The 12,237-nt window shown below is 59.4% G+C and carries 5 protein-coding genes; all 5 read left to right on the plus strand.

Annotated features, from left to right (window positions below; all coding sequences use genetic code 11):
* Nucleotides 1–105 precede the first annotated feature (105 nt).
* The 5 genes from G1C98_RS01390 (at nucleotide 106) to G1C98_RS01410 (ending at nucleotide 12,210) form a co-directional block, all read left to right on the plus strand.
* Nucleotides 106–1,695 carry a C69 family dipeptidase gene (locus G1C98_RS01390; RefSeq protein WP_169078547.1) on the plus strand — a complete coding sequence of 530 codons (1,590 nt, stop codon included), beginning with the start codon at nucleotides 106–108 and terminating at the stop codon, nucleotides 1,693–1,695.
* Between the two features lie 49 nt (nucleotides 1,696–1,744).
* Nucleotides 1,745–3,262 (plus strand): formate--tetrahydrofolate ligase, encoded by a 1,518-nt coding sequence (locus tag G1C98_RS01395; RefSeq protein ID WP_169078549.1) that lies wholly within the window; start codon nucleotides 1,745–1,747, stop codon nucleotides 3,260–3,262.
* 240 nt (nucleotides 3,263–3,502) lie between these two features.
* The gene (locus tag G1C98_RS01400; protein WP_169078551.1) at nucleotides 3,503–4,963 is read left to right on the plus strand and encodes an ATP-binding protein; all 1,461 of its coding nucleotides are present in this window, start codon (nucleotides 3,503–3,505) and stop codon (nucleotides 4,961–4,963) included.
* A gap of 1,019 nt (nucleotides 4,964–5,982) precedes the next feature.
* A complete protein-coding gene (locus tag G1C98_RS09465) occupies nucleotides 5,983–10,455 on the plus strand; it encodes a prealbumin-like fold domain-containing protein (RefSeq protein ID WP_169078553.1) in 4,473 nt (1,490 codons plus the stop codon).
* Nucleotides 10,456–10,530: 75 nt separating this feature from the next.
* Nucleotides 10,531–12,210 (plus strand): isopeptide-forming domain-containing fimbrial protein, encoded by a 1,680-nt coding sequence (locus G1C98_RS01410; protein WP_169078555.1) that lies wholly within the window; start codon nucleotides 10,531–10,533, stop codon nucleotides 12,208–12,210.
* The last annotated feature ends 27 nt before the right edge of the window (nucleotides 12,211–12,237 follow it).

The following is a 12,237-nucleotide window of genomic DNA, read 5'->3' on the forward strand; positions in this document are numbered from 1 at the left end:
AGCGTTGGGTCCGGCCGTCAGACCGGTCCGTAATTGCTGGATTGCGTCTGAATCACATACTTCGCTCCCCATGGGAGCGGCATAATCCAAGAAAGAAAGGAAATCATGGCCTGTACCACGATTCTGGTGGGCAAGGATGCGAGCTACGACGGCTCCACCATCATCGCCCGCAATGAGGATTCCGCGAACGGCGAGTTCTGCCCCAAGCAGTTCATCGTCGTCAAGCCGGAGGATCAGCCGCGCACCTACCGTGCGGTCATCTCCCACGTCCAGATCGATCTGCCGGACAATCCCATGCAGTACACCAGCGTGCCCAATGCCGACCTGAAGGAAGGCGTGTGGGGCGAAGCCGGTGTGAACGAGGCGAATGTGGCCATGAGCGCCACGGAAACGCTGACCACCAATGAGCGCGTGCTTGGCGCTGACCCCTTCGTGGAGCTGGTTCCCGCCAAGGGCAAGGAAGGCGAGGATGGCTACGAGCCCGAGGTCGCCGGTGGCATCGGCGAGGAGGATTTCCTCACCATCGTCCTGCCGTACGTCAAGACCGCACGCGAGGGCGTGGAACGCCTGGGCGCGCTGCTTGAGGAGTACGGCACCTATGAGATGAACGGCGTGGCATTCTCCGATGTGAACGAGATCTGGTGGATGGAAACCGTGGGCGGACACCATTGGATCGCCAAGCGCGTGCCGGATTCGGCATACGTGACCATGCCGAACCAGCTGGGCATCGACGAATTCGACTTGGACGACGCCTTGGGCGAACAGGCCGAGCACATGTGCTCTGCCGACCTGGGCGAGTTCATCAGCCGCAACCATCTCGACCTGTCCGTGGAGGCGGTCTCGCCGTTCAACCCGCGCGACGCCTTCGGCTCCCACTCCGACTCCGACCACGTGTACAACACGCCGCGCGCGTGGTGGATGCAGCGCTTCCTGAACCCCTACGACGAGGTGTGGGACGGCCAGGACGCCGACCATCGCCCGGAGAACAACGACATCCCGTGGGCACGCCAGCCGGAACGCAGGGTGACCATCGAAGACATCAAGTACGTGCTGTCCGGCCACTACCAGGGCACCCCGTACGATCCGTACGGCAAGCTCGGTGACGAACACACCCGTCACATGTACCGTCCGATCGGCATCAACCGTCAGAGCCAGCTCGCCGTGCTGCAGCTGCGCCCGTACCGCCCGCAGGCGTACCGCGCGATCCAGTGGATGGCCTACGGTTCCAACCCGTTCAACACGCTGGTGCCGTTCTATGCCAACGTCAATGTCACGCCCGCCTACCTGGCCGATACCACCACGCGCGTGACCAGCGAGAACTTCTACTGGGAGAACCGCATCATCGCAGCCCTGTGCGACGGTGCCTTCGCCGACACCGCCAACGCGGTCGAGCGCTACCAGGAGAAGACCGGTGCGATGGGCCATCGCATGGTCGCCGCCACCGACGAGCAGGCGTCCCGTTTGGGCTTCGATGGCGCGCAGTTCGACGCGGACAACGCCGACGGCGACGTCGAGCCGATGGATCCGGATGCCATTGTCTCCGCCGTGCGCAACGGTGAGGTGCGGGAGGTACTCGCCGCGGCCAACCAGACCATGGCCGACCAGCTGAAGGAGGAGACCGACAAGCTTCTGGATTCCGTGCTGTACACGCGCAGCATGGCCATGAAGAACGGTTTCCACATGTCCGACTTCTGATCGCCGGAGCGAGTGCTGTAAGAGGAATACACAGAAAGGTACACAACGTATGACTTCCATCGAGGACTTCACCAGCCAGTACGGCCTGGTGCAGAAGATTGACGCCTTCGGCTATCTCGATTACCTGAAGAACAACCCGGACGCGCCGCGCAAGCATGGCAAGGTCGTGTTGGTCACCGCCGATACGCCGTTGAAGGCGAGCCGTGGCGAGGGCAAGACCACCACCACCATCGCGCTGATCGATGCGCTCAACGAGCGTGGCATCGACGCGGCCGCCGTACTGCGCCAGCCGAGCATGGGCATCACCGCGGCCGGTTCCAAGGGCGGTGCCTCCGGCGGCGGCAAGGCCTCCCTGACCCATCCGGAGCTGATCGACTGGGGTCTGTGCGGCGAGATGGGCGCCATCGAGGCGGCTCAGAACCTGCTCGTCTCCTTCGCGGAGAAGGCCGTGGACGAAGGCAAGCTCGACACCATTCTGGTGCCGCGCGTCTCCGAAGTGCCGTCCCGTTCGCTGCGTCAGATCGCCGTCGACCGCGGCAAGGGCGATGTGCCCGAGCGCGTGGTGCTCACCCCGACCTGCGAGCTCATGCAGATTGTGGTGCTGTCGCGTTCCATGGATGAGATCGCCGACCGCGTGTCCAAGATGATCGCCGGTACCAAGGATGGCAAGGGCGTGACCTTCGGCGAGTTCGTCGACCTGTGGCGCATCACCGGCATTCTGGGCGATGCCGTCAAGCCCGCCAAGACCGAGACCGTGAACGGTTCCCCGGTGTACGTGCACGGCGGTCCGTTCGCCAACGTGTCCATCGGCATCCCGACGCTGGTCTCCGTGGAGATGGCGTGCGCGCTGCATGATGTGGTGATCGTCGAGGCCGGTTACGGCACCGATGCCGGTGCGCAGAAGTGGCTCGACATCGCCTGCCGCGAATTCGACGCGCAGTGGCCGTCCGCCGCCATCGTCGTGACCCGTGCCTCCACCTGGCGCGACGATCCCGAGCTGGCATGGCGTTATCCGTTCCACGTGCAGCGCCTCGAAGGCCTTGATATCCCCACGTTCCCGCTGATCAACCTGTGGGAAGGCGAGGACGATCAGGTGCCGGCGCTGAAGCAGACCGCCAAGGAACTGGAGTTCCGCGAGCCGATCGTGGGCAACCTGTTCCGCGACGGCGGCGAGGCCTTGGCCCCGCAGCTGGATGCGTTCGTCGACGCGCTGCAGAACAGCGCCGCTCCGGCCCGTCCGCACAGCCACAGGGGCATGTCGGTGATCGAGAACGCCAAGTGGGTCGCCGAGCACGCCTACGGTGTGCCGGCCGATCGCGTGCAGCTCAAGGATGGTTTCGTCGCTTCCCGCGACGAGGCGATCAAGCTGTGTGAGAGCGTCGGCATCGATATCACCAAGCTGGCGCTGGTCGCCGTGAAGTCCCCGGCCACCATGACTGATAACGACCGCGCTCCCGAAGAGGAACGTACCGTCACCCTGAAGAAGGTGGAGGTGCATGCTGGTGCCGGTCTGGTGCATGTGAACCTCACCACGTCGCTGACCACGCCGATGCCGAAGATCGTCTGATCTCCAGCTCGCGTGAGCCGTTCTGGCCGCTGGTCCCATTCGGGCCGGCGGCTTTTTCTTTGCACGCATTGGCTGTTTATTTGACGAGTAACCCGGAAAATTGGGGTCGGGTTGTGTAGAACGGCCATTTTCCAACGATTTTTTATTTGACGGTTATTTGACGGTTATTTGACGAACTGCGGCTTGTCTCAGCTACACTGGAGTAGGCTGAATCGGATTACGAGTGGTAAAGGGGCCGATATGCCAGAGGATCTTCTTAAGCTGGTCGAGCAGCTTGTCGCTCGTTCGACGGAATCGCAGACTGTTGAATTCAAGCAGTCGAATGACGATGCCTTCATGATCGGCAAAGACATCTCCGCTCTCGCCAATGCCGCGGCTGTGGAAGGGCAGGACTATGCCTACATGCTGTGGGGTGTGGATGATTCCACGCATGCAATAGTCGGCACGTCGTTCAATCCGCTTGCGGCTAAGCATAAGGGTCAGGAATTGGAGCTTTGGCTTCGACTCAAGCTCTCCAAGAATGCGGAATTCAAGTTCATTCCGGTGGAAGTGCGGAACCATAGCATGGTGATTCTGCGTATCTGGCCGGCTGCCGGATATCCGGTTTCCTTTGATGGAACCGAATATGTCCGTTCCGGAACCTCCACGCAGCCGTTAGCCAAAAACTCGCAACGCGAACGGCGTTTATGGGAGGTGACCAAGTCCGAATCCTTCGAGGAGCAGATTGCGGACCAGTGGCTTACCGCCGAGGAATCCTTGTCGTTGTTGGATTGGAACGTCTACTTTTCGCAGACCAATACGCCGTTGCCGTCCAGCCAGGATGCGATTCTGCATTACCTTGAAGCGGATGGCCTGATCAAGACGTTGGATAGTGGCCAATATGCAATCACCAATCTTGGGGCGTTGCTGTTCGCGACTGATATGCAGCGGTTCCCTACCGTTGCGCGTAAGGCCCTGCGCGTCATCAAGTATGAGGGAGTGCGGAAATCCTCGCCTTCCCGTACTCAGACCTACAGGCACGGTTATGCCGATATGAATGCGATGGTTGCTTTTCTGCAGCCCTGGCTACCTGAAGCCGAGACGATTGGTCGGGCCCTGCGCGTCACGCATACGGCTTACCCGCCGATCGCCATTCGAGAATTGCTTGCGAACATGCTGATTCATCAGGATCTCACATCCCGTGGTTCCGGGCCGCTTGTGGAGGTTTTCGACAACCGCGTGGAGTTCTCCAATCCGGGGAATTCGTTGATTCGTGTCGAGCGCCTGGTCAACGACCCACCTGAAACGCGTAATCCGAAGCTGGCGGAGCTGTCGCGCCGCTTGCATATGTGCGAGGAAGCGGGGTCCGGTTGGGATAAGATCATCGATTCCTGTGAGGCCGCGCATTTGCCTTCGCCGGTCGTACAGCAATCCGATGGTATCGACAACGCAAGTATGATGGTGCGGCTTTCCCAGTATCGGCCGTATGCGGAGCTCAGCATGGCGGAGCGCAGGGATTCCTGCTACTGGCATGCGTGCATCCAGTTTGCGGACGGAACATGTCTGACCAATTCGTCGTTGCGTAATCGATTTGGTTTGGACGAGTCGTATTCTTCGCAGGTCTCTCGTCTGATTCGTGATTGCGTGAATGAAGGTCGGATCAAGCCGGTTGATACCGCGGCTTCCAAAAAGAAGATGGAATATATTCCGGCTTGGGTGTGATGACTGTGTTTTATTTGACGAGTAACCCGGAAAATTGGGGTCGGGTTGTGTAAAACGGCCATTTTCCAACGATTTTTTATTTGACGGTTATTTGACGGTTATTTGACGGGCTGTGCCGTGGTTGGGTGGACTGGCGCTCGAATCTGCCGGGTGGCATATTGTGCGCTGCATGGAATCGGGGACTGGAAGGCTGAAGCGAACCGTTGCCGAATGACAGCACGCTGCCGTCAATTGCCCGGAATCCGTATTGGTATTTGTTAAGTAGCGTTTAAGTAGTGAAAATACGGAAGTGTTAACGCTCCCGTCCTGGCTGCCGGCATGACCACGCATGTCATTGGTCATCATCACCGGATTCGATGCCGGGAATGCGGGGGTGGCGAAAATCCTTGTAAATACTTGACATTGTGTCGAAAATACATGGCAGGCTGCCGTGCCGGGGAGCGCAAGGACTTGGCTGCGTCAACGCATTCGTCGGGGCTGCCGAGAGGTTCGCCGCCATGCGCTGACATGCGAATAAAGTTGATATTCCAAGCTTTTCATGCCGTTGTAGTCGATATGTTTTGATGCTGCGGAAGAGTGAATCGCTACTGAATAACCTCAGTTGTGCATGGATGTGGCAACGTGCGCGACACGCCGATGCATCGGCTGGTGCGCTGTGTCGAATGATGCTTGTGCGTCGTTGGCGGCGAGTCGCGTCGACCCCTTTGCTTCGAAATATGTATTTTCAGAAAGAAAATCTCGGACACTTGAATTTGCTGAGGTTTTCGCGATGTGGCGTAACTGAAGCGCATAAGTTAACGATTGGTAATTAAAACCTGGTCGATGTTCTGATAACGATATCTAATCGTTGTAAAAAAACCTATTGAGAGTTGTGTAGATTTGCTTAAGTGGTTTAAGTTCATATCATATGTGGGTGAAGCGGTTAAGTAATATTCGTCACATCGAATTATGGGATTCCCCAAGTCGGGTCCTGTTCGATGTCGGTTTACGCTCGTGCGGCAGTGAGGAAGGAGAACATCGTGAGCCGTTGGAATCCGCGCCATGGAAACGGTGACAGCATGCGCCATGCTGCGGCAAACCATACCCAGGCGGGTGCGCTGCGGCTGTTCGGTGTCAACGTAACCGCGATGCATGCCGCCCTGATTGCCGTCGCGCTGGTGCTCGCCGTGCTCGTCGGCGCACCGGTCGTCGCCAATGCAGCCGATGCCAACGCCATCACCGGCAGCAATGCCACCGTGGATGTGAACATCACCGGCACCGTGCGCGATGAGAACGGCGCGAAAAAGGAACAGACCTGGGAAAACCCGACATCCATCCCCGATCTGGTGCCGAACAGCAATCTCAAGGTCTCGCTCAATATCGACTTCAACAAGGGGCAGGTGGATAAGGACCATCTGAACTGGACGTACGCCCTGCCCTTCGCGTGCGCCGCAGTGCCGAAGATGGACAGCAAACAGGTCTGGGACAACGGCGTGTACAAGGGCACGATGGGTGTGACCTGCGGATCTGACGGCAAGGCCGTGCTGAGCATCGTGTTCAACAAGACGTGGGTGGAGCAGAACACCCGTGAATTCCATGTGGGATATGTGCTTGACGTCAAGTACGGCGGCTCGACCATGCCGGACGGCAAGCAGGACACTTGGGAATTCCCCGGCGTCTCGTCGAGCATCAAGGTGTCGTGGAGCGAACCCGATATCGCCGGCGGCAAGAACTGCTGGTACACCTCTGATGCCGGCTTGGGGGACGGCGGCATGAAATGCCAGGTCACCCTCACCGCGGAAGACGATGCGGACAACTTCCAGTTCGAGGATTCCTGGGGCGAAGGGCTGAACGTCGAAAAGAACTTCACCATCAACCCATCGGTGGACGGCATGACCTTCACCTACGACGATGCGAACCGCAAGGTCACCGCCAACGCGAGCAAACTTCCCAAAGGCACGTACACCATCGACTACACCGCCAAGGTGAATAGCGAGGCCCAGTACAACTCCGGCTCCGGCAAATACGACAACGCCAGAAACACGGCCACATGGAAATGGGGCAGCAACGGCGAACACACCAGCAGCTATTATCCGTACAAGATTCCGACCGGTGGCGGCAGCGGTAGCAACGACCCGTACGTGTGGGTGAACAAGTCCGCAAGTAGCAGCGACAACAAGACGATCGACTGGACCGTGCATCTGAACTACAACGGCGATGCCAACCAGCGTGCGTATATGGGCGGCTACACGTTCAAGGACGAGTTGCAAGCGGGATCGGACGGCAAACCGGCGCAGAATTACGTAGGCACGACGGTACACGTATGCAACGTCTCGACGGGCGTATGTGCGGATGAGCCCTTCGCACTGGGCGAGGACGGCCAATCCTTCACCTACACGTTCCTGCAGAACGCCGGCAACAGCGAATACACGCTGACTTATACGACCACGCCGGAGAACGGCAGAACCCACCTGCAGAACAAGGCAAGCGTCACCCGTCCCAGCGACAACTCCGAACGCGGCAGCGGCAGCGCCTCATACGACATTCCCGTGGCGGACCAGAACCTGCTGTCGAAGAAGAATGCCGGCAAGGCGAAGGAAGTCAAAGGGCATCCCGGTGTCTATACGGTGCCGTGGCAGATTGACTTTGACCCGAAAGACAACAAGAACATCACCAACCTCAACTTCTATGAGGATTGGACCACCAGCGACAACGACGGCAACACCCTGCACATGTGGTACAGCAAGGACACGCTGGACGTGCGTGTCAAGGAATACACGGGCGGCGAAGGCTGCACCGAAGATGAGGAGCGCTGCTGGACCGACATCACCGGCCAGTACCAGGTGTTCTCCCGCGACGGCCGCGAACTGCCCTCCGGCTACACCTATCCGGAGGATTTCTTCGCCAGCGGCGATACGTGGGGCGATTCGTGGGCGCTGCACAAGGGCTCGCCGTCCTTCAAACTGTGGCGCAAAGGGCAGGATTCGCAATCGTTCACATACGACAAGAAGCTGCGCATCACCTACAACACGTTGTTCGACGGCAATCCGGACCGTTACCGCAACGACGCCAAGTTCTCCTACAAAATCGGCGATACCGAAAAAGGCGAGATCGTTTCCGACAAATACACTTACACCGACGGCAACCATGTAGGCAAGACGGCCATGGCCGATTACGAGGGCGGTTCCGACTGGTCCAATCAGGCGATATGGGAGTCCACTGACACCATCATCAAGAGCCTGACCGGCAACGGCTGGACGCAGGACGATGCCGAAGCGTACGTCAAGAAGAATTGCCCGCGCGGACGGTGGCGCATGCACTGGCGCGTATGGGGCAACGGCGTGAAATCCTGGTGGATGGGCGAGGACCTGAGCGGCATCGAGGACCTGAGCGGCGTGCAGACCATCACCATGAAGGACTACCTGCCCACAGGATGGCAGATGGCCACGGATCAGCCGGTATACGGCAGATTCGTAGGAGAACCGAACAGCAGCTCGGGAGGCAGGGACTACTGGGAGACGTTCCGTCTGGCCCAGAACAAGCAGGACTGCACGGCATGGTCGAAAGGCGATACAACCGCCGTGTGCGGCACCTGGTCCATGACCGAGGGCGAGCGCAACACCGTGACCTTCACCGTGCCGAACGACAATACGCTCACCTTGTGGACCACCGAGGACGGCGACAAGCTGAACAAGCCGAGCAACACCGTCGTCAAGGACGGCGAGGTGTCCAAGATCGCCAAGCAGTACAAATCCATTGTGGTATTCGGATTCGACACGTATCTGACGCCCGAGGCGGCCGCGAAGACCGGCTATCAGCTGGGGGATGCGGACAAGGTCTACACCAACCGCGCCGACATACTGCTGGATGGCAACAAGATCGTGGACACGCCGGCTTCCGGCACGGTGAAGGTCACGTCGAGCAAGTCGTCGCTGCTCAACAAGTATGCGGTGAATGGCTGGCTGGATAGCAACAACAATCTGCAATACAAGATCGACGTCAACGCGGGCAACGAGCATTACAACTTCGCAGGCAACGCCGACAGCTTCCAGCTGGTGGACAAGCTGTCGACTCCGCAGGTGGAGTTCCTGCGGCTTGACGAGGCTCGTATCGATGACGGAAGCGACGCTTCTTCTGACGTGACCGATCAGATCCGCACGGCGGTAACCACCGATCCGGAGACGAAATGCCAGACGGTGACGTTCACTGTGCCGAAGGTCGTGACGCGCAAGAACGGGGAGCAACTGACCAACCCGCGCATCGTGCTGCGCTATACCGTGCATGCCAATGGTCTGCCCGGATTCGGCATGATCATCAGTAACACGGTACATGTGGTTGGCAGCGAAAGCGTCGATTCCGAAAGCAACGCCCACACATGGGTGCAGCAATCGGGGTCGGAGATAAGCGCCGAGGGCGCGTTGGTCATTCAGAAAGTGGATGACGACATCAACAACACCACGCTGTACGACACGTGCATGAAAGGACAAAATCCCAACGATTCGGCGGCGGTCGCCGCATGCAAGGTCAACCCTGCAGGCCAGCCGCTCGAAGGTGCACGATTCGAGATCAAAACAGTCGATATCGGCAAGCAGCCCGTAGATGGGAAGGTCTTCTATACCGACGATTCTGCGAAATTCGTGACGACCGGCACCGACGGCAAGGCCTATCTGGACGCGCAGTCGCAGTCCGATGCCAATGACAATGCGTCGCACCTGTACGACCTGAAAGTGAATACGCTGTATGCGGCCATCGAGGTCACATCCCCGAACGGCTACCAGGTGGACGCCACGCCGCACTTCTTCTACCTTGCCAGCAAAAAGAATCAGGATGAGCTTAACAAGATGAAGCAGTTCGTCAACAGCAACTCCATCACCGTCAACTCCAGCACGACTGTCGTGGTGCGCAACTCCACCTACACGGTGCAATGGTCCAAGGCCGACCTGGACAAGATCGGCACCAAGGATGGCACGACCAGCGTGGCCGTCGGCGGGTACCTCGCCGATTCGGCATGGACGATCTCGTGGACCGACGAAAACGGCAAACACAAGCGCGCGCTCGCCGACAACGGCAGCGGCCGCAACCTGTACCTCGCCGGCGAAGGCGAAAGCGTGCGGGACGAGGACGCCGCGGACGGACGGATGAAGATCTCCGGCCTGAAGCACGGTGTCACATACACGCTTGCCGAAGCGACCGCGCCGGACGGCTATAAGGCCAACGACGCCACGTACACGTTCACCATCGGCGATGACGGCGTCGTATGGAAGGCGAAGCCCACGAACGGTAGCGAAGCCTCCACTGAGACTGACAGGCGGAAGGCTGGCCTCTACACGACCTCTGACAGCGAAACCGTGATCGCCAACACGAAGATTCTTCGCCAGATGCCTGTAAGCGGCTCAAGCGGGGGAGCGCTGCGCGCGATTCTGCTCGGCCTCGGCATTGGCGTGGTCGGCATCATGCTGCTGCGCTCCGACGGCAAAGAGCGACGCGCCAAAGCGGTGCACGCCCGGCGGTAGGCACGGCAGGCGTTCCGCCGATAACAGATTTCCCCCAAACATATCCAACAACCAACCAGGAAAGAAGAGATCACCATGAACTCGATTACCAAACGTCTTCTGGCAGGCGTGGCCGCGGCCGCGACACTGCTGTCCGGCATGGCTCTCACGGGTTCCGCTATGGCTGCGGATACCGCGATCAACACTGCCGATGTCACGGCCGATCAGACCTTGACCGTCAAGGCGGCCGATGGCGTGCTTGCCGGCAAGAACCTGTATGCCGTTAAGCTGGCCTCGTATTCCGCGGCGCAGACCGACGGCGAATACATCACCGGCTATGATCTGGCGGATGGCGGCTATGCTACGGCAGTTGATACCGCGCTGAATGAAGCGGGTATCAGCCACGCTACTGAGTATTCTGCTTCCAACCCGATGGTGTGGGTCGTGCAGCATCTGCTCGACTCCAGCACTTCGCCGTATTCCGGCCAGCTGCGTGACTTCCTGACCAAGCTGGCGAACCAGCAGACGATCAAGGGCGCTTTTGTGGATGCCAACAAGATGATCGTGGCCGAAGACGGCAACACCGCCACCAAGAGCGTGCCCGCCGGCATCTACGCGGTATTCGATGTTGCCGCGGATACGGGCGATACCGTCGTATCCATCCCGATGCTGAACGGTACGACCATCAATGGCAAGACCATTGCTGGCAAGACTCTTGGCGAGGTCGACTACAAGGCCACCAACCCGACCGTGGATAAGAAGATCGTGGAAGGCTCCGAGCGCGTCGACAGCAATGTGGCGGCCATTGGCGACACCATCACCTACGAACTGACCACCACGATTCCGAACTACACCGGCTACGACCAGGGCTACTACCTGGCGCTCAACGATACCCTGTCCAAGGGCTTGACCTTCGGCCAGATCACCTCCGTCAAGGTCGAAGGCGTTGACACCGAGTACAAGGACAACGCAACGTTCTATGCCAAGACGGACTTGTCTGACGTGTCTTCCGCAGACATCTACAACGGCGGCAAGTCCTTCTCCATCTTGTTCGCGCCGACCGCCGGCACCGACGGCAAGCAGACCTCCGACATCACCAAGCAGGCCGACCTGTTCCCGGTCGGCAAGCGGATCACCGTGCAGTACACCGCCACGCTGAACGCCAACGCCGTCATCGGCCAGGATAACAATCAGGCCGGCAATCCGAACAAGGTGAACCTGACCTACTCCCGCAACCCGAATGGCACCGAGCAGGGCACCACCGAGGACCACGCCGTCAAGACCTACACCGGCGCATTCACACTGCACAAGGTCGGCCCCGACAATCAGGCCCTGGCCGGCGCCCACTTCTCCGTCACCAAGGGCGGCGAAACCGTGAAGTTCATCAAGAACGCCGACGACACCGTGTACACGGTCGATCCGAACGGCTCCGTGACCGAGGTTGTCACACCCGTCAGCGGCACCGTGGAGATCAAGGGTCTGAACGGCGAATACGCCGTCAAGGAAACCTCCTCCCCGCTGGGCGCCACCGCACTGCCTGCATTCACCGTCACCGTGACGGTGAGCAAGAATGACGGCTCCTACACCGTCACCAACACCCGGGATGCCAATCAGCTGGTCTCCGCAGCTGCCGGCGACACCATCACCGTCAAGAACGTGCGCAACCTGCTTGAGATGCCGAAGACGGGCGCCACCTGGCTTGCCATCTACGCGGTCATGGCCGTGCTGTGCGGTGCCGGCGCGTTCCTGCTCCTGCGTTCCAAGAAGAACGCCTGAGCCGAGCAACAGGCAAAGGTAACCTCC

The sequence above is a fragment of the Bifidobacterium erythrocebi genome (assembly GCF_012932675.1).
Taxonomy (GTDB): domain Bacteria; phylum Actinomycetota; class Actinomycetes; order Actinomycetales; family Bifidobacteriaceae; genus Bifidobacterium; species Bifidobacterium erythrocebi.

Coding starts and splice junctions, on each gene's coding strand:
- G1C98_RS01390 (WP_169078547.1), top strand. CDS start 106: ATGGCCTGTACCACGATTCTGGTGGGCAAGGATGCGAGCTACGACGGC.
- G1C98_RS01400 (WP_169078551.1), top strand. CDS start 3,503: ATGCCAGAGGATCTTCTTAAGCTGGTCGAGCAGCTTGTCGCTCGTTCG.
- G1C98_RS01395 (WP_169078549.1), top strand. CDS start 1,745: ATGACTTCCATCGAGGACTTCACCAGCCAGTACGGCCTGGTGCAGAAG.
- G1C98_RS01410 (WP_169078555.1), top strand. CDS start 10,531: ATGAACTCGATTACCAAACGTCTTCTGGCAGGCGTGGCCGCGGCCGCG.